Below are 19,721 nucleotides of genomic sequence, written 5' to 3'. Positions count from 1 at the left end.
CATGAACACCCAGACTCCCGATCAAACCCCCGAATACCGCTGCATCCGCCTCGACATCGACCGTTGGGTTGCCACACTCACGATGGCGCTGCCTGACAAGATGAATGCACTGGGCGACGAACTACTGCTGGAGATGCAGCACGCGTTGGACGCGCTCGAGCAAAATCCGGCGATTCGCGCGCTGGTCATCACCGGCTCGGGAAGGGCCTTCAGCTCGGGCTTTGACTTGAGCCCACGCGACAAGCCGTTCACTACGGTCCAGGACTGGCGCGAGCATGCCCGAATGGGCAATGACACCTTCCTGCGGATCTGGCGCTCACGTCTGCCGGTGATCGCCGCAGTGAACGGCTTCTGCCTGGGCGGCGGCTGCGAGCTGTCGATGGCGTGTGACATCACCCTCGCCGCCGACGACGCGCAGTTCGGCGAGCCAGAAATTCAGTTCCAGTCGGCCCCGCCCATGATGATCATGCCGTGGGTCGTCGGAATGAAAAGAGCGAAGGAGATGCTGCTCACGGGAGACCGCATCGACGCAAAGGACGCGCGTGAGGCCGGCTTGGTGACGCGCGTGGTGCCTGCTGTATCGCTGTTGGAAGAGGCGCAAAAGCTGGCGCTTAGATTTTCGATGATCGCTCCCGACGCGATGCAGATGAACAAACAAACGCTCAATCGCAGCTACGAGATGAGGGGCTTTCAGTCGACGATCGACTACGGCGCAGAGATGTTCGCGCTGATCCACCTGCTCGACTCGGAAGAGAAGCGAGAATTCTTCGGCATCGCGCAGGAACGGGGACTCAAAGCCGCATTTAAGTGGCGCGACGAACGATTCGCTGCTGCTTAAAGCAGGTTGGGTCTGTCCGGATATCGATTGTGTGGCACCAAGCCCTGACGGGGGGTGTGCCGCATTCTGGAAAGGGCGCCCTACGGGCGCCGCAATCGCCGAATCCAGCACAGCTTCGACCTCAATGATTGCCGCTACGCAAGTCCCGGATCCTCGGACAACATGCTAGTTGTATCCAAGCACGGCCCCCCGTGCGTCTATTCCGATGCTGTCATTCAGGTGCCGCCTTGCCTCAAGCAAGTGTTCCGCCTGACGCGCACTCCAGCACTGGCCTGAAGGTTCTCGGCGAAGACGAACGGAAGGCGCGCATGCGGGTTATTTTAAGTGTCGCACACGGCGCAGAGTTCATCTTGCGACGAACACCAAGAGCAGCCAGATATGCGCGTCGCTAATGACTCTTCAGGATGTCGGCGATACCGAAGTGTTATTTGATTTGCTCGACCAGTTGCCGCCCGACACGCCCCGTGGACGAAGTTGGCGGTGGTTGCGTGTAGAGCACCATGTTTTGCCGTGCGGTGATTGTAGCAACAAGCGCGCAACGGTTCCGCCGCGCGAGGGCGCGACACCGTGGTCTGAAAAGACGCCCGGTGCCGGCATGGCGCAATGCGGCCATCGACGCCATTGCAACGAGCAGCAGCCGCGGATGGAAGCAGACGCGGATGGAAAAAGGACGGGGGGTACCACCATCGCTTCAAACTGAGCGCCCTGGGTCCAGGCGGCAAAGCTGGCAATCAGCGCGGATAGCTCGACCATGCCCCGCAGTCTGGTCCGTATCGCCTAAATATCGTCTTTCAGGGGTACGTCTACTTTCCAGTTCGATTTGTTCCACAACGACGTTTCCATAACAACATTTCAAGGAGGAGAAAATGCCAAAAAAATTTAATACTAATAGAATTGTCAGATACGTATCTATCGCGTTCTTAACGTCCCTTCCTGTACGGGCCATAGCGGTAGAACTGTATGGCGTTGTTGATGCATTTGTTGGCAGCACCAAATCTAGTGGAGATCCGGGTAGCGTCGGCGGATTGCAGAGTGGAGGTATGTCAACTTCATTCTGGGGCTTGACTGGCAGCGAGATGATCGGCGATGGAGTGAAGGCAAACTTCCGTATCGAAGGCTATTACTTGTCGGATACGGGTGCTAGCGGGCGTTCCGCTACTGATACTCTTCTTTCCCGCAATGCTTACGTTGGTCTGGAAGGAAAATTTGGTGAAATCCGACTAGGTAGGCTAGCGAATCCCATGTTCCTGGCGACTGGTCAATTTGACCCATTTGGTGGATCCACGAAATTTTCACCAATCATGAATCCGCTCTGGTCTCCGCAGTATGGTCGCTATATCGCGGGAGATAGCGGTTGGAATAATGCTATCGGATACTACACGCCAGAATTCAGTGGCCTATCCGGTCGTTTTCTTTACGCCTTTGGTGAAGCAGTTGGCACGAACACATCGAATAATGCTGTAGCGATGCTCTACCTCAACAAGTCGCCATTCACCGCGACGGTCGCATTTCAACGAACACGTTTCGGACCGGGTTTTCCTGCGGGCGGCTCGGCACAGAACGTAGTCTCCGCGGGCATGGCTTACGACTTTCGGGGGCTCAAAGTCTTCTTGCAGTATAGTGGAACCCGCGCCAGCGGTGTCGAATTCCGGACTGACAGCTACATGGTTGGCGCAACAGTACCCTTCCTGGAAGGGCGGTTCATGTTTGCTGCTACTCAAACCAATATCAATTCCGTCGGTCGACAAGATGCGAAGCGCCGAGATGCCGGACTTGGCTACCTCTATGCATTGTCAAAGCGCACTGATGTCTATATCAGTACCATCTATGACAAGCTAAGCGACCAAGGGAGCGGTGTGTCCACGGGGATTGGCATTCGGCACAGGTTTTGACTTCGTCATACTGCGCCGTGGGATAGCGCAGATTTATAAAATTGGCGCTCCTTGCCTCGAGGGTTACTCCACAAGAGGGGTGTCGGTATCGCTCTGTGTGCCTCTGCCGCTTTCCAAGCCGGCAGGGACCGTGAACATCGTTGTGGTGAGGAGGGCTACGAAACCACGTCGTGTCTGCAGTGATTACCTCCATCAGGTGCGTAAGTATGATTCCGCACGTCAACGGCACGATGCAGTGGCCTTGCACCACGCGAGCTTTCCGAAGGATTTCGAAAGATGATGCATCGATAATTAGCAGCCATCTAGCTCATTGGCTCACTATCGGCCGATCGGTCGAAAGCGCCGCGCGGCGACAGTTCCAGAACGGAAAAGCGAGTCGACGAACCGGCAGAGGGAATTATTCAGGGTCGACTAACTACGCCTTCAAATTCGATTTTGCTACGGCGAACAGATCAACTGATAACTATTTCAGGGGGCGGATTTGACCGACAATTATCGTCGCCAATATTGCCATCGTTCCTACGACGAAAAAAACAGCGAGGAAAGCCTCTTTGGAGGAGTATTTAAATAAAATTGAAAAAAGTGAACCGCTCACTGAAAGCGATGTTGCTACAGATATAGCCTCGCATAAGTGCAGAGCAGAACTGTTTGTTCCTTGTTGATCAGGTGGAGACATGGACAGCGTAAGCAGTGCCAGGTTCGCGGAGATGAGGCCCATTCCCATTCCCGTTATGACCCACCCTAGAATACCCATTGATACCGGAATATCTGGCCATAGAACGGAAAAAGTTGTGGCTAGGCCAAAACAAACGGTGTTGGTACCGGCGCGAAGGAATTGATGCCTGCTCCATCCGTTTCTGCTATGCCCCTGATACCAAGATGCGCAGCACCAGCCGACTGCACCGCTACTTAGTACCAATCCCGCCATCGGTACAGTAAATCCGCGTTCTTGTGTAAGCAGTAGGGGAAGAAAAGCCTCAGATCCAAAGAATGCAGCAAAGACCAATCCCCGTAGGGCGATGACGCTAGGAAGCCCCTGTGCAGCCACTAAGGTGCCTGAGGGAAGAAGTTTCCAGGAACAAGTCAGTGATAACACAGTCGCAAGGCTCACCAATGCGCAAGCAAACATCCCTTGAGCTTGTCCACCGATGTACAACAGGGCGATGCCTGTTGCTGCGCCACAGGCCCAGAAGCAGCGTTGAAGGGAGTTCGTTCTGATTGTTGCAAATCCAGGCAAATTCTTAAGCGCGGGACGTAGCATGGCTGCTGCTGGAATGGCAAAAAGCGGGACACTTAGAAACACCCAGCGCCAGCCAATGTGCTCGACCACGACACCGCTCAGGAACGGCCCTACCAATGACGGAAGAAACCAAGCAGTAGAGAATGCTGCAAATACCTTTCGACGCAAACTATCTGGGTACTGTCGGCCTACAAGGACGTATAGAGCGACGGATACGCCGCCAGAGCCGAGACCTTGTATCAATCGGCCAGCTAGAAATATCGGCATGCTTTGTGCAGTGCCAGCTATTAAAACCCCTAGTAGAAAGGATCCAAGTCCTGACCACAATGGTGCTGCAGGTCCATGACTGTCACACCATCCACCTGCTATGGTCATGCCGACGACGCTGGTTGCCAAGGTGATACCGAAGGCAAACGCGTAAAAAGACATGCCACCGAGTGCGTCGGCTACAGCTGGCATGGCCGTCGTAACAGCCAAGGCCTCAAATGCAATGAGCGCAACAAGCGACACGATGCCGATAGTTGCCATACGATATCGGGGTGAGAAAATTGACGATTGCTCAACCTTGGTAGTCGTTGCGCCATCAACCTGGACCAGTGTTATTTCGTCGGGCATGCAGTTTCTCCAATAAAAGAATTTTTGCATCTGCAGCCTATGAACTAGCTGCGACAGACATGTAGCATGCAACCTCAACTGCGGTTGAGGTCAAGTGCCTCTGCTTCAACACAAAACAGTTCATTTTCGTAAGCGATCTATAAAAGACGTTCTTACGGCAGTCGGAGGTGTTTGCTACACGACTGAGGGCTTGAGCCTCCAAGGCGGTAGTGCCTCGTAGTTGTCGGCGGTTCTTGCATGTGGCAACGCCTTGAACAAGGCAACTAGATGTTGGTACGGATCGACGTCGCTGGCCTTGCAAGTTTCCACGAGAGAGTAGAGATTCGCGCTAGCGTTGGCGCCGGCCACCCAGGAAGTTTCTACTTCCGACCACGAATGGCCTGATCGCTCTCGCAAGGGTCGTTGCAGCGCATCGGCAAGCTCTTTGCTGTCTAAACCCACACGCGCAAGCTGGAGCCGGAACAACAGCAGCGGATTCGCGCCGAACAGAGCCAGCCGGTGCTGGCGAGACGAAACGAGGTAGCGCCGGCAATTACGCTGTGCCCAGAGAAGGAGCTTCCTATCGGTGCAGATGACAGCAGCATCGGGGCTCGGCGATAGGGCACGATAACGCGCAGTTATCTGCGGAGAATGGCGCGCCGGTTCGGCGGACCGGATGGGCGAACATCGGGGCAGGCCAAGAGGGTTCCTGCCCGCGCACCGGTTCGGTGGCCGGGGCCGCGTTGGCGTCGGCAATCCTCATGTCGGCGGCCATTTGTTCGCCGACCTCCCTCTTTGCCTTGCGCCGAGCCGGACATTTCACGAGCTCGATCGTCAAGGGGAACCAAGGGCGCGCGCTTGCTCAGGCGCGTCAGGCCCGGTAATCAATGCCAAAAACTGACGCTGATTTCACGGACTAACAGCACGCCGACGTTTGCCGCGACTATCATATAGTCACGCAGAACTGCGTCATCCTACCAATGACAAAAAGCGTCCCCGCCGCTCGGAGATAGCGGGGACAAAAGAGCATCTCTATGGCGTTGTTGCATAAATCAGATCTGAAAACAAAGGTTTCCCGTGCTGATGAATTTAGGCGATGCGGACGGACTGCGGGCGTGCAAGGGCCGCCATGCGGTTGAGTATGCCGACGCGGATCGCCACCTCGGCCGCCTGGGCCCCGACATCACGCGCCCACAAGCGATTACCCGTGAGTGTCTTGAGCCGGTACATCAAGTTCTCGACCAGCGAACGCCGGTGATAGCCGCTGGACGTCTTCCATTCGCGCCTGCCACTTCGGGCAATGGCATCAATGGCCTCGTTGCGCCAGACCGCACCGGACGTGGTCTGCGGCCATGGCATCGCTCCCTCACGCGGCGGAATCGACGGTTGCGCGCCTCGCGCGGCAATCGCCGCGTGACATTGCTTCGTGTCGTATGCGCCATCGCCACCGATGGTGTCGATTGGCGTATCGGTGGGGATTTGATCGAGCAACTCGGGCAACACGTCAGCGTCGCCAACGTCCTGATGTGTCATCAAAGCTGCGCTTACCTGGCCGGTCTTGGCGTCCATCGCCAGATGCACCTTGCGCCAGGTGCGCCGCTTCGAGTAACCGTGCTTGCGCACCTTCCACTCGCCCTCGCCAATACGCGCAAGAGAGAATAAATGGACATCAGCCAGAGCCCCGCAAATACTAGAATCAGCAGACTACCAGGTGTCCATAAAGTCAGCAGAAAAAATGGACACAACGACCGTCAGAATGTCCATTTCCAGTCGAAAGTTTCGCAGCTGATTTCGAGCGAAGATGCCCGCCGCAATCTAGCGTAGCTGCAAGGGCAGGACGCTACCGCCACGCAGCGCGGCCAGTTCCTTGCGCAGGCGGAACACCTGATGGAGCAGGGCAAGTTCACGAGCCAGCGATTCGTCAAGCTGTGCCTGCAGATCCTTCGCGTCGCCCTTTGCGCGGTTCAGACGCTCGGTGAGTTCGAGCTTCGGGCGCCCGGCCACTGCATTGGCCGCGTCGATCGCTGCGATCAGTTCGGTGAACTGTGGGCGCGACTTCTTGATGCTGCCCTTCTTGCGGCCCGCCTCGATCGCCACGGTGTCGTTGTTGATACGCGCACCCTTGCGGTTCTTCAGCCGCTCAAGAGCGGCATAGTAGTCGGTCATGGCGCCGCTCATGCTGCCTCCGATTTGATCAGTTTCTCCTGCGCGTCAAGCAGTCGTTGCAGCGCCTGCGCCTCGATACGGTATTCGACGCTCGTCTCATCGACCGCGCGCAGCTTCGCGACCGTAACCTGCTGCGCGTTGATCACGCGACGAAGCTTCGATGGCACGACCACGAGGTTACGGCAGTCCGATTCAAGACAATCCAGACGCATCCAGTCGAGTGGCGTCGACTTGCACTGCTCGACACTGGCGCAGCCGCCCAGCACCGTCTCGCGGTACGCCAGCTCGCCCTTCACGAACATCCTCATCGTCTGCTCGCGTGAGTAGACCGACACAGGCGAGGCCTGCACGGCACGGCTCTGCGTCCACGCTGCGTGGCCGCCGAACAGCCGCACGTCAGAGAACAGCACCTGCTCGGCGTATGCAAGGTACTCGGACAGGCCCTGTGCCCCGGCCCATTCCTTCGCGAAGTGGGTCCTATCAGTGTCGATGAAGCCCTTCGCGAATGCCGAGCCACGAGCGTAGTACATGCTCATCTCCTGCGTGATGTGCTGCAGCTGACGTTTGAGCGTCGGCAGCGTCACCAGTCCGCTGCGGTGCGCGTATAACGCGAGCGTCCTCCGAAGCTGGTGCCGCGTGAACGGCCACTGCCGCCCGACCGCGTACTTCGGCTCGTCTTCCCACGCGCGGTGCATGTCGACACGCTTTAGTTCAGCGATGTCCTCGACCGTGATCGTCGGGAAAACGCGCTCACGAAAGGCTTCAATATCGTTATGAACGGTACTCGCCGCCCGGTTTGCTACGTATCCCATATGCAGTCCCATCCGGCAGAACAGCAGGTGCGAACCGTCCGTCGATTCGGCGTAGCCCTGCGCGCCGTGTGCACGGTGTGCCTCTCCCGATAGCCGTTGTGCGAGCCCGACAGCACGGGCGGCGAGCGGGCTGGTCACCCAGCGTGCGCGCCTGGGACGCCCGCCCGACAGCTTGGTCGTGACGCCCTCGATGGTGTAGTGGGTTACGCCATCCAGACGGGTCTCGCTCAGGCAGTCGTATGGGAGGCTCTCTGCTTCTGTCGCACGCATGCCGGTGAACGACAGGATGACAAGCTGGCATAGCGCCCTGATCGACGCCACAAGCGACGACGCGACGTAAGGGACGGCCTTGTACCCGAAGTGTGCAGCTACCCTTACCAGTTCTGAAGGGACGGACGGACTCTCGCCGGCATACAGTCGTGCGAGGTAGTCTGACAGCACGTCGACGATCCCTTCAGCGACGCCGAGGTCATGTTCACAGGCCAACAGGAAGTGCTGGTAGATCCGCGTCGGGACGACAGGGTGTTGTGAGTTTCCAGCACGTTGCGCGAAGCGTTCGAGCAGAGGCTTGTGCAGTTGTGCCAGTGGTACGCGCAGCCCTGTGGTCCCGACGCCCAGACGGTGAAGCTTCACCAGAACTGAATGAAGGCGCTGGGCCTTCCTCTCCATCCCGGGTTGCGCCACATAGTCGAGAACAATAGCGACGCTGGACAGCCCCTCGTAGAGCGTAAGCTCACGTTCGGCGGCAAAGAACGCGAATCCCTTCAGGCAGGCTGAACCAGAGTTAAGCGTACTGGACGCCGGTACCGTGTCGGTCGCTTCGTGCATCAGAAAGTACATCACCTGCTTCCACTGTCGCGTAGTCGCTTCTGAAAGGGCTCGACTTGCGCCGTCAGGCAGGTGGCCCCTGAAGTAGATATGGGTGCGCGGCCCAATCGTATATGCCCGGATGTCCCAGGCAGCGTCACTAAACAGCGAAACAGCGTTCGCAGCCTTGTCGCGCGTAGCCACTGTATCGTCCTCGACACGATACCAGTCGGGGCGCTCAGCGATCGGCGCGATCAGCGTGTTGTTCATGCCACCCCCAATTCGTAAAGCTGGTCGAGCTTGGCCGACCAGAAAGCGTCCAGATTCCCATCGACATCAACGTCCTGCTCGATCTGATCGACCAGCGCGGCGTCGCGCTTACGCAGTTCATCCAGCAGGAAGTCAATGCGGCGCAGCACCGCGCCGAACGAACTGTCGTATTGCTCGATCGAGTCGGCACGTCCGCTCACGAGCCTGACGCAATGACGGCAGCCCAGCAGCTTGTGGATGTCGGCGGCGTCAGCGTGCACGCGATACTGGTCGCAGAAGAGACATCCTTCGGTCGAGCGGCAGTCCGGCTTCACGGTGACTGAAGCGGCGATCGGCACTGGCTTGCGGAATTCGATGCAGACGCCCACCGCGCTCCTGATGCTGCCAGCCGGGTCGTCGCCGGTCTTCAGCACAGTCTTCTCGACCGAAGCGAGGAACACGCCCATCTCAGCCTTGTGCGCGGCGTCCGTGCCGTTCGAGTACGAGCGCAGCGCTGTTTCCACCGAGTGCCCCATCAGCCTGGCTGCGATGACAGGGCCGTGGTTACTTACCGCCCAATCCTGCTTTGCCGCACGCCACTGACGTGCGCTAATGCGCGGCAGCACGATCCCGAGCGTGTCGAGTCGATCATAAAGAAGGGTCAGAAATTGGGTTGGGAGAGGTATGGGCCGTCGTCGCTGCGGGCTATGTCCGACTACGATGAACAACGCGTCGCAGCCTGCGTCCGGCACCAGATACTCGCGCAATGCGAGATACGCCTTGAGCTTCGGCATGAAGCCCAGCGAGACGGTGAACGTAATCTCTTTAGCCCCTGCACGATACTTGACCTCGCGAAACTTCTGACGCACAACCGACGCATCCTGCAGGCTCGCGGCAAGCTCCAGACTCCACTTCATGGCCAGCAGCTGTGCGAGGTTGACGCCCGTTTCGGCCAGAAACAGCGCGGCAAAGCAAAAGACGGCCATCGAAGCGTGTGAGCGCCGGATCTCTGACTGCGCGTCCTCGTTCGCCGCCGCAAGATGTTTAGCCGCACTTCTGGCGATGTCCCCCGAACGCTTAGAAGGGTTCTTGGCGTCAGCCTCAGCCATGCGCATCGTGAGCTCTTCCCGAGTGCGCGGCTCTCCCGTTTCCAGATTCCAGCCAGCCAGGCCGTGAGAGCCGTCGCCTCCGCGACGATGGTGTCTGCGCGGAACAAGGCAAAGACTCTCACCGCGCGCTGTGGTCACGTGTACCGGGTACGGCTTGAAGTCGAGCACCAGCGTGCTGATACCGCTGAAGAGCGCGTCAGCCCACGAGAGCAGGGTGGCCTGGGCTTCGGCGTCAGGCACCGCCGTCGGCACCGAAGCATCCCGTTGGCGGCCCAGCACCCTCGCGTCGGCGCAGAAGTCGTCGTTTCGGAATAACTCACGTAGCATCGACAACAGACGGCGCTGACTGATGTCGACGGAATTGCGCTTCAGGTTGCCCAGCGAGACCTGTTCGCGCCTCTCACGGAAGTAGCGATGAACCGCTTCCGCCGTAGTCTTCTCGTGACAGAGCACCTGATGCAAGCCCTGCCTGTCGGCCCAGTTGACGAACTCAAGCACGACGCGCAAAGCACCGTCGACCGTCCTTGGACGCATCGCGCCAAGGGTCATGCGCCCGGAAAGCTGCGTCACCAGCAGGCGTACGACCCTGGCGCGTTCACTGCTGAAGCTTGTGGGGTCGAAAGTGCGTCGCGTACACCGCAGGCTCGACGCGTCACGCTTCAAGTAGCAAATCTGCCCGATATCGGAACGTCCGCTCATGCCTTCCCACCTGAGCAGCGCGCGCTCGGGATGTAGCAGTGTTGTACCCTCCGCGAGCGGCATGCGCACTTCTTCGTACTGGCGGCTCATGCAGCCACCGCCGTGTCGAGGGTGCGCGCGACCAGCGTCGACAGGTGCACGCCCCAGCCATCCTGGACAGCGTCGAACAGCTTGCAATTCTCGCGGTAAGCGAGGTAGCGCTCGGTCGTAGACGGTTGTACGTGCCACATCAACTGCCGCAACTGATCGAGCGCCCGCGTGTACTTCGTCTCATTCGCTGTCATCGTGTCGACCATGTTCAGCCCGTAGGTCGCGCGCAGATCGTGGAAACTGAACTCGTACCTGGGGTTGCCAAGCTGCACGCGCATCATGGGTAACAGTTCGTCCCTGATGAACTGGCGCACGGCCTGCCCTGTCTTGACGTGGCGGCGTACCTGCGGGCCAGTGCTGACCGGGCCGCGCGACGCGCGATCCTCGTAGAGCGGCGCACCGCGATAGCTGAGAAAGAGCGGCTGGACGGGATGATCGCCGCCGTCTGCCAGCTGGCGACGCTTGCGCGCGCGATCGCTGTGCACATAGGTGTAGAGCCGTTCATAGAAACTGCGCGGCAGGTGCAGCACGCCCTTGACCCCGCCCTTCGTGTCGATGCCCGTACCCGGCCCGCAGGCGATACGGATGTCGTCGCCGTGAAACTCGCCCGGTTTGCGCATCACGTGTCTCGCGCGCACGGTCAGTACCGTCTGAATGCGAGCGCCCGTCAACAGCGCGAACAGATGAACGAGCGTCATCTCGGTATTGCCGAGAGTGGCCAACGATTCAAGCAGCACCGACTGCTCGGCAGAGGGCAGCGGGCGCAAGCGACCACCGTCCTGGATGTGATCGTCCCACGGGTCATCTGCGCGCCGGCCACTGATCGACAGGTCGGTGGTCTTGACCTCGATCGCGCGGCTGAAGCCCTTATGGTCTCTGAACTCGATGAAGCGGCCAGATTCGGTCCACGGCGCGTTCGCGGGCCTGAAGCCTGCCTCGGTCATGAGCCAGCGATAAAAGCGCACTACGGCGCCCATACGACGCCTGGCGACGCCCGGAGACAGTTCGCCTGCCTGCACGGCCAGCCTGATCGAGGCGCTGTAGCGGTAGGTTGGACGTTGCCGCTTGTTCGCGGGGAATGCCAGCCAGTCAACGCCCTCGTTATCCAGATAACGACGGAACGCCACCAGGTCGTCAGCAATGCTGGCGAACGTCAGCATGTTGGGCGACGGCTTCGACTCAATCATGTCGATGAGCCACAGGTTCGCCTCAGCCCATGGCGCGCCGTCAGCGAGCCGGACAACAGGAAAGAGAGGAAAGGTGCCTGTGATCCACTGCGGGCGGTCGTCGCGCCGCTTGCCGGTGTCAGGGTCTGCGAGTGGGACCGTGTGATAGATCGTGCCGCCCTCGGGCGTGGTAATGCTGACCGGCGTCGCGCCGGATGTGTTGCGGTCAACGACCTCGGTCAACGGCAGTTGCCGGATGGTCGTTCGTCTTGCTGTCATCGCCCAGATCCTCATGCTGTGTTTGAGTGGGCGTCCTCATTAACACAACGTGCGAGTATCAAGAAATCGTTCCTGGCTTGCGCATACGCCGAATACCTTCAGGCCAGTGCTGTCGACCACCAGATGCAGCGACTGACTGGCGCGCTGCACCGGCAGCACCACGTTCAGATCCTGGGCGCGCCGACTCAGAGTCGTGTAGTTCGGGACTTGCAAATCGGCGAAGGCGAGCTTGCGAAGGCTATGTGCAAAGCCCTGCAGCGCACGCAACGGCAGACGGTACACCTGCTTGATTCCGAGCAGCATCTGAATCGCCGCGTCCGAGTAGACGTGTGGCCGGCCACGCCTGGGCGACGCCGCCTCGGGCGCTGCATTCATCACGCTTTCATCGATCCACATCGTGACGTCGCCTCTCGCGATCAAGCCTGCGTTGTACTTTGCCCAGTTCCTGACACGGTAGATCCCCTTTGGCTCTCCCCGCTTGTGTTCGTCCTTGCGCATCTCTCGGGCAAAAATCGAGAATCTACGCAGTTACCCGAAGAGTTAACAGGGGCGCCGCCCAGACCGTTGCGCGTAAACGTCAGGGCCCAGCCAGACACCCGGATTTATGCAACAACGCCCATCTCTATCAGAAATTATGGCGGATGCCGACAGCGGCGCCGAACATCGAACTCTGACCGGTACCGAGGAAGTATCCGTTGATAAAGCTGACTGCGGACGTGTCGAAGTTCAGGCCTGCATTCTTTGCATATGCGGTCGTCAGATAGACGTCAGTCCGCTTGGAAAGACGGTAGTCGGCGATGAACGAGATCTGCCAAGGGTTCTTCATACTCCTATCGCCAAACTTCTTGATGTCGTCGTAGTAGTAGCCCAGGGTCAACTCAATTCCCTGAGTGAGGTTATAGTTGGCGCCCGCCCAGTAGAAGTCATCACGCAAAACCGTTGAGCCATCGGCACCCCTGCTCTGACCCCAGCGGTAGCCAGCCATCAGCTTGGCGCGCCCGTCGAAGCTGTAGCTTGCGGCGATGGCGGCTTTCTTAAATCTACCAGTGTCGCCCGCCGTGGTCAGCGTAGGGTTGTACTGGTTGTACCCGACGGTTGCGGAAAAGGGGCCAGAATCGTACGTCAATGCAGCGCCATAGCCTGTGTCGCGACGAAACTGTCCTGGGACTTCGCCATTGCCGAGGAACCCGTTGCCAAACGACCAGTTGGCGCTTGCAGTCAGGGGGCCGAATACCCCCGTGTACTTCAATGTGTTGTCAGAGCGGAAGTCCATGCCGATCTGTGCCACGATCGGTTCATACTGCGTTGAGAAGGCTGTCGGCGAAAAGTTCGCCAACGCGTCGAACCAGCTTATGTACTGGCGACCAAAGGTGAAGGTACCAATTCCTTTGTCATCGAAGCCGACAAAGGCCTGGCGACCAAACAGGCGCCCCCCTTGCTGCATCATGCCATTATCCAGGGCGAAGCCGCCTTCCAGCACGAAGATTGCGTTCAGGCCGCCACCAAGCTCTTCGGTTCCCCGCATGCCAAAGCGCGAGCCCGACAAGCCACCCGAGTTCAGGCGGTAGACGCTCGTACCAGGACCCGTGCTGAATCCGTTTTCAGCGGACGGCGTCACGGTCGAGAAGTGATTGACATACTCGAGGTTTGCGTCGACCCCTCCATACAGCAACACACCGGATTGAGCCTGCGCAGCGCCACAGGCAAGCCACGCACCCAGCGTCAGCGCGGCACTGCGGCATTTGATCCCATACGTCGATTTCATTTTTGTCTCCCTTTCGTGGTCAAACCTTCTGGCATGAGGGCGCCCCTATGGACGCGTTGATCCATTCGTCCCTTTTCGTGTCAAAAAGGGGCGGCCTGGACGGAACTACTACTAAGAGGGCAAGAGCCGCACGGGCCCGCGGTCGATGTACTACGCCGGAAGGTCCGTGCAAGCGGCATCACCGCGGCGGTGAATGCCTGCCGACGCACCACAACAGCGTGCTGTCAGCGGTCAGCCTGAGTGATCTCACGCGCTACGAGGGCGAGCAGACCCAGCCGGCCATGGCTGACCGGGCGATGCTTCCGCGGCGAATGGCTGGAGTTAGCCGAGGCCTGTCGATGCCCGTTGCGTTGTCATGGCTTCCGTTGCGTCAGCCAACGTACAAGAAGCAGGACTAGCGCCGTCGTGGTAATCAGAACGGTCGCCACTGCGGTGATGGTCGGTGTGATCTCCAGCATCAGGTCGTTGTACATCTTCTTCGGTACGGTGTTAATCGTGCCCGCGAGAAAAACGCTCACGATGACCTCGTCAAAGCTGATTACGAAGGCAAAGATCCAGGCCGCTGCCAGATTGGGCGCCAGCGTCGGCAACACCACCCGTCGCATGGTCTGCGACCAGTTCGCCCCCAGGCTCCATGCCACCTGTTCCATGCGGATATCGAAGCCTCGGATCGCCGTATTGAGAACCATGACCACGAACGGAATAGCGAGCAAGGTGTGCGCGAGAACCAGACCGGCGATCGTGCCGAGCAGATTCCAGCGCGCGTAGAAGAAATACAGCGCGATCGCGATAATGACGCCCGGCACGATCAGTGGCAGCATCAGATTGGCTTCGGCCATCGCGCGCCATCTTGGTTGCCCGCGACCCAGGCCATAGCTCGCCAGGCTACCGAGCACGACCGCCGCGCTGGCGGTCAGCGTCGCGATCAGTGCGCTGTTGGAAAAAGCATCAATCCAGTCAGCATCTGACAATAGAACCTGAAACCATCGAAGGGACCATCCCGGTGGGGGAAAGGTGAGGGCGTTTGCAGAAGAAAATGACATGGGTAGCACGATGGCCACCGGAATCAGCAGGAAGGCGAGGGTCAACAAGGCCCAGGCGCGGAGCCAAAGCGCAGACATTGTATGTGGCGCATTCATGATTTTGTCTCCGTCATTCGGTTCAGGCGAAGGAAGACCGCAAAGACGCCGAGTGCAAAAGCGAGCAACGCCGTTGATATTGCGGCCGCGAGCGCCCACTCGGACGTCTCATTGATCAACGTGTCAAGAAGGTTGCCCAGAAGTGGCACCTTGCCCCCGCCGAGAATGGCCGGGGTGATGTAGAAGCCAAGGCTCAACATGAACAACAGCAAGACGCACACACCCAGCGCGGGCAATGACAACGGGAAGAAGACGCGCCAGAAGATCTGCCGCCTGGATGCGCCTAGTGACGCCGCCGCCTGCAGCAGTCGATCATCGATCCGCAACATGGCAGTGAGGAGAGGTAACAGCAGAAAAGGCAGCAGTACATTGGCCATGCCAATCGTGACGCCGACTTCTGAGTACAAAAGCGTCAATGGCTCACGGATCAAGCCCGTGGCCAATAGCGCCCGATTCACCAGGCCCGCGTTTCCCAGGACAACAATCCACGCATAGGTGCGCACCAGGATGCTCACCCAGAATGTCATCAACACCAGAGTCATGACCACAGCGCGGCGGCGCTCGTCGAGCCCGCGCATCCAGTACGCCAATGGATATCCAAGAAGAACGCAAACACTCGTCGCGATCAGGCTCACCTGCAAGGTGTCCACGAAAACACGAAAATACGCCTTCGTCGTCCACGCTTCTTTGAAGTAATGGAGGGTGAGACCAGTACCACCGTGCACCGACTTCGCCAGCAGACCGCCCAATGAGTAATCAAAGACGATCAGGAAGAGGGCAAGCAGCGGCAGAGCGCGCCAGCCGTTTGCGTCGGGCATGATTCGATGCCAACGCGAGGAGGACAGAGTAGTCATGGTGCGACCTTGGGGCGTTCAAGCGTTCAGGAGGAAGTTCGACCAGACCTTGTTCACTTCCGGTCCGTTCTTCTGCCACCATTGGGCGTTCTGTCTGAACTGGGCCTGCAGGTTGGCCTTTGCGGTGGGAAAGGACTGGAACGCCTTGGCGCCCAGGAGGCCTTCCAGTTGCGGGCTGTTGCCACTCAGAGGCAACACTTTTGCCGCGACCATCTGATTCTTCGCGACGGTCACCTCATGCAGAAACTTCATGGCCAGGTCTTTGGTGGCGGGGGGCTGTCCGCGCGGTACGACAAGCCAGGCAATGTCGTACATGCCTTGATTGAAGGTTGAGCGAATTCCCGGCTCCCTTTCGATACCGGCCGACCAGGTCACTGCATACTGGACTTCGTTGTCCTTGAGCAGTTGCAGAGGTTGTGTTCCTGTTTTCCACCAGACAGAGACATGGCTCTTGATGCTTTCGAGCTTTCGCATGGCACGATCGACATCAAGAGGGAACAGGCTCGCCGGGTCCACGCCGTCTGCCAGCAAGGCGAATGGCAGCGTGTAATGCGGATAAGCAGACATACATCGCTTGCCAGGAAAGTGTTGGACATCGAAGAAGTCCGCCCATGTCTTTGGCGCCGGGTTGCCATCGCGCCACGCCATGACTGTGGAGAAATACTGATAGCCCATGCCGTAGTCATCGCGGGCCTCAGGGAACATCGGGTCGGGATGAATTGCCGTCCAGTCCAGCTTCTCCAGCAAGTTGAGTTCGCGTGCTTGCGCCAGGGTTGACGAGCCAAGCTCGAACAGCGCCGCATTGATACGGCCGCTTTCCACCATCGCACGCAGCTTGCCCAGGGACGAGGGGGCCTCGCGAACCACCCGCACACCGTACTTCTCGGTAAAGGGTGGAATGTAGGCGGCGGCAATGGATTCACCAGTGGTCCCTCCCGAGTCAATCAGTCGAATGCTCGTGGGTGCTGCCGCAAATACCTTGGGACAGGCTACGACCAGGGAGGCTGCGGGGGCGGACAGCAAGAAGTCGCGACGGTTCATGGAAAGTTCTCCAGGGTTGGGATGTGTGTCTAGACCGTTGGAAGCGGGAGGAGGCGGATGTTACGGACGCTGCGTGATATCGCCGATTCAGGTGCAAGGCCAGGCGTCTTCGGCACGCCAGGAAGCGTGGACGCGCTCCCCGGGGGAAATGCTTGCGGCAGGGGCGGTGGCCGGGATATTGGCCACCATCTCGCCACCGCCGTCTAAGGCGATGTGCTGGCGTATGGATGGCCCCAGATAGACGGTGTGACGAACATGGCCCGACACACCGAAGCCGTCTTGTTCCCGGTTGATCCTGAGCCGCTCAGGGCGCACGACGGCTTGCCCGCCATCGGGTGTTTCGACGAAATTCGCCATGCCGAGAAAGGTCGCGACGAATGGATTGCTCGGCCTCAGATAGGCTTCGTTCGGAGGCGCTACTTGTTGTAGTCGCCCTTTATCGATGATCGCCAGGCGGTCGGAAAGAGACAGCGCTTCCTCCTGGTCGTGTGTGACCAGAATCATGGTTACGCCAAGAGAACGCTGCAGCTCCTTCAATTCAACTTGCAGGCGTTCGCGCAATTGCCGGTCCAGTGCGCCCAGGGGCTCGTCCAGCAGCACGATCGATGGCCGAAATACCAGTGCACGCGCAAGCGCGACCCGCTGCTGCTGACCGCCTGAAAGTTGCGAAGGCCGCCGGTCCCTGACTCCCGTGAGTTGAACTCTTTCCAGCATCTCGTTGACCTTCTCGGCGATCTCGTGTCTTGGGCGGCGTCTGATCGAGAGCGGAAAGGCCACATTGTCGAAAACCGAGAGATTGGGAAAGAGCGCGTAGTTCTGAAACACCACGCCAATGCCTCGCTGAGCCGGCTCAAGGGTAGTGACGTCACGGTCGCCAATCAAGATCCGGCCGCGACTGGGTGCAGCCATCCCCGCGATCAGAGATAGCAACGTTGTTTTTCCAGATCCGCTGGGACCCAGGATGGTGAAGAGCTCACCCGGCTTAACGTGCAGGTCGATCTCATGCAGCACCGTCGTGCTGCCATAGGATTTGCCTAGGCCTTCCAGCGTGATCGAGTTTGAGCGCGGTGATGCCGCGCCACTGGAATCTCCCCTCAAGGGGAGAATGTTCGGCTTCGAGTTTGCACGGATGATTCGGTCCCTCGTGGTTTCCATCGAGTTCAACCTTTCGCGACAATGAGTCTGCATAGGCGGGCCGCGCCCGGGCCGAGACCCGGGCGTTAAAGTCCGCCAGGATTGTTCAACTGCTGGGAGTGCGCGGTCTGAATCAGCCAAGCAGGCGTTGTTCCCACTCGCTGAGAGCGGTGTCCAGCCGATCCATCATGTCGTCGATCTCGTCGGGCTGAATGCACAAGGGGGGAGCGATCATGATTGGCAAGCCGCGGCGTAGCGCCGCGCTGCGACGGGGGCCGTACAAGGTCCCATAGATCGCCAGGCCGTTTTTGAGGGCATAGGCCTGGAAGAGTCGTTCTGCTCCCTTTTCGACGTCGAAGTATTCCCGTCGCTCCTTCGACTCAACCAGTTCGATCGCCATGAACAGCCCCCAGCCGCGAACGTCAACCACCGTGGGATGTTCCTTCAGCCTCTTGGCGTGCTCGAACAAGCGCGGGCTCATTGCGGCGGTTTGCTCGACCAGCTTGTCTTCCTTCAGGATCTGCAGTGTTGCCAGTCCTGCCGCACAGGCCATGGGATGGCCTTGGTACGTGAAGCCGTGCAGGAAATATGCGCCATCCCGGCGGAAGGGCTCGTTCACCTTATCGCTCACCAGCACAGCGGCGAGCGGCAGATTTGAACCCGAGATGCCTTTGGCCAATGTCATCAGATCCGGCTCGACATCGAAGTGTTCCATTGCGAACCACCGGCCCGTCCGGCCGAACCCTGTTACCACTTCATCCGCGATGAGGAGTACGTTGTGCTCGTCGCAGATGCGGCGGATTTCTCGCCAATAGCTTGCGGGAGGAACAAGGCCGTAGTCCGCGCCGACGCCATGCGGCGTGGCAATGAAGGCGGCCACGGTATCCGGGTTATTGAAGTACAACACTCGCTCGAGCTCTTGCGCACACTGCACGCCCCAGGCATCGCGACCGATGCCCGGTGGCATGTGAACTTCGCTGTATTGGCCCATGTGAAGCCAGGGGGACATGATTGGATCGAAGGTCTTTCTGTAGCCGGGATTGCCTGCCAGCGACATGGTTGCCAGCGTCATGCCGTGATAGGACTCAAAGTAGCTGACCACCTTGAATTTGCCGGTCGACCCGGTCAGTACGTGATACTGCCTGGCAAGCTTGAGCGCGGAATCGACCGCTTCGCTGCCGCCACTGCAGAGATAAACGGCGTTCAGTGATGGCGAGGCGATGGCCACCAGAGCCTCGCAGAGCTCTGCGCGTCTGCGGTTGGCAAACGTGGGGTGGACGTACGCATAACGATCGAACTGTTCACTCAGCGCCGCCTTCATCCGCGGGTCGCCGTGGCCAATGTTGACGGACATCGGGCCGCCAGACGCATCGATGTATCGCTTTCCCTCGGTGTCGTACAAATACACGCGTTCCGCGTAGGCGAGTTCCACATCGAACGGGTGGTGCGAAAAGCAATGACGCCACGCCCCCTCGGGGGCCAGCATGCCGGGCAGGCCATGGTCAAGAGGGCTAACAGGTGAATGGGAAAGCATGCGGTCTCCTTCTGGGATTAGGGCGCGGTCGCAGGCGTGAAGTCATGCACCCTCATTGGGGCGGCACGCACGACGTTGCTGTTGTTGTCTGCTGACGGACGAATGCTATAACGTGTGTTATACAATTACAATTGTTGGGACGTCAGGGATTACGCGTATGAAACGGGTGTCGCTGGGGGGCGCGGTAAAGCCTTCCCCGTTAGGTGCATGACCGGTTACATTAATCGTTGCTGCGCGGCGTCTTCAGGTGGGGAGTGTGCAATTCATCACCTGGAACCGCAGGGTGGGATTGCTAGGGGCAAGCTCGGCCAAT

The 19,721-nt window shown here is 59.1% G+C and carries 13 protein-coding genes and 3 pseudogenes; 2 read left to right on the top strand and 14 right to left on the bottom strand.

The window, feature by feature from the left end:
• The first annotated feature begins 1 nt into the window (after position 1).
• On the top strand, positions 2-838 hold the full coding sequence (locus LPA45_RS31900) for an enoyl-CoA hydratase/isomerase family protein (RefSeq protein ID WP_317925134.1): 837 nt from the start codon (positions 2-4) through the stop codon (positions 836-838).
• Between the two features lie 866 nt (positions 839-1,704).
• A complete protein-coding gene (locus tag LPA45_RS31890; protein ID WP_317925133.1) occupies positions 1,705-2,730 on the top strand; it encodes a porin in 1,026 nt (341 codons plus the stop codon).
• A gap of 463 nt (positions 2,731-3,193) precedes the next feature.
• Here LPA45_RS31890 and LPA45_RS31885 read toward each other — a convergent pair whose 3' ends face one another.
• From LPA45_RS31885 to LPA45_RS31820, 14 genes and pseudogenes are all read right to left on the bottom strand, one after another.
• The gene (locus LPA45_RS31885) at positions 3,194-4,585 is read right to left on the bottom strand and encodes an MFS transporter (RefSeq protein ID WP_317925131.1); all 1,392 of its coding nucleotides are present in this window, start codon (positions 4,583-4,585) and stop codon (positions 3,194-3,196) included.
• 174 nt (positions 4,586-4,759) lie between these two features.
• Positions 4,760-4,989, bottom strand: a pseudogene (locus LPA45_RS31880) (transposase domain-containing protein); the annotation flags it as partial.
• 664 nt (positions 4,990-5,653) lie between these two features.
• A pseudogene (locus tag LPA45_RS31875) lies at positions 5,654-6,205 on the bottom strand (IS5 family transposase); the annotation flags it as partial.
• A 174-nt stretch (positions 6,206-6,379) separates the two neighbouring features.
• The gene (locus LPA45_RS31870) at positions 6,380-6,730 is read right to left on the bottom strand and encodes a hypothetical protein (protein WP_231881534.1); all 351 of its coding nucleotides are present in this window, start codon (positions 6,728-6,730) and stop codon (positions 6,380-6,382) included.
• 8 nt (positions 6,731-6,738) lie between these two features.
• Positions 6,739-8,619, bottom strand: a complete 1,881-nt coding sequence (locus LPA45_RS31865; RefSeq protein ID WP_367395126.1) for an integrase — start codon at positions 8,617-8,619, stop codon at positions 6,739-6,741.
• Positions 8,616-10,496: an integrase gene (locus LPA45_RS31860; protein WP_140953253.1), complete on the bottom strand. Its 1,881-nt coding sequence runs from the start codon at positions 10,494-10,496 to the stop codon at positions 8,616-8,618. The genes LPA45_RS31865 and LPA45_RS31860 overlap by 4 nt, the downstream gene beginning before the upstream one ends.
• Positions 10,493-11,941 carry a site-specific integrase gene (locus tag LPA45_RS31855; protein ID WP_140953254.1) on the bottom strand — a complete coding sequence of 483 codons (1,449 nt, stop codon included), beginning with the start codon at positions 11,939-11,941 and terminating at the stop codon, positions 10,493-10,495. Before LPA45_RS31855 ends, LPA45_RS31860 begins: the two co-directional genes overlap by 4 nt.
• 87 nt (positions 11,942-12,028) lie before the next feature.
• Positions 12,029-12,439 (bottom strand): annotated as a pseudogene (locus LPA45_RS31850) (transposase); the annotation flags it as partial.
• A 127-nt stretch (positions 12,440-12,566) separates the two neighbouring features.
• Positions 12,567-13,706: a porin gene (locus LPA45_RS31845; protein ID WP_116323139.1), complete on the bottom strand. Its 1,140-nt coding sequence runs from the start codon at positions 13,704-13,706 to the stop codon at positions 12,567-12,569.
• 353 nt (positions 13,707-14,059) lie between these two features.
• Complete coding sequence (locus LPA45_RS31840) at positions 14,060-14,845, bottom strand: ABC transporter permease (RefSeq protein ID WP_116323138.1); 786 nt, start codon at positions 14,843-14,845, stop codon at positions 14,060-14,062.
• The gene (locus LPA45_RS31835; RefSeq protein ID WP_158577745.1) at positions 14,842-15,663 is read right to left on the bottom strand and encodes an ABC transporter permease; all 822 of its coding nucleotides are present in this window, start codon (positions 15,661-15,663) and stop codon (positions 14,842-14,844) included. The genes LPA45_RS31840 and LPA45_RS31835 overlap by 4 nt, the downstream gene beginning before the upstream one ends.
• A gap of 54 nt (positions 15,664-15,717) precedes the next feature.
• Complete coding sequence (locus LPA45_RS31830; RefSeq protein ID WP_317925222.1) at positions 15,718-16,740, bottom strand: extracellular solute-binding protein; 1,023 nt, start codon at positions 16,738-16,740, stop codon at positions 15,718-15,720.
• Between the two features lie 87 nt (positions 16,741-16,827).
• Positions 16,828-17,895 (bottom strand): ABC transporter ATP-binding protein, encoded by a 1,068-nt coding sequence (locus tag LPA45_RS31825; RefSeq protein ID WP_317925221.1) that lies wholly within the window; start codon positions 17,893-17,895, stop codon positions 16,828-16,830.
• Between the two features lie 112 nt (positions 17,896-18,007).
• Positions 18,008-19,408 carry an aspartate aminotransferase family protein gene (locus LPA45_RS31820; RefSeq protein ID WP_317925219.1) on the bottom strand — a complete coding sequence of 467 codons (1,401 nt, stop codon included), beginning with the start codon at positions 19,406-19,408 and terminating at the stop codon, positions 18,008-18,010.
• Positions 19,409-19,721 lie beyond the last annotated feature (313 nt).

The sequence above is a fragment of the Cupriavidus sp. Agwp_2 genome, assembly GCF_040784895.1.
Classification (GTDB): Bacteria; Pseudomonadota; Gammaproteobacteria; order Burkholderiales; family Burkholderiaceae; genus Cupriavidus.
This window is presented reverse-complemented; position numbering and strand designations above follow the sequence as displayed.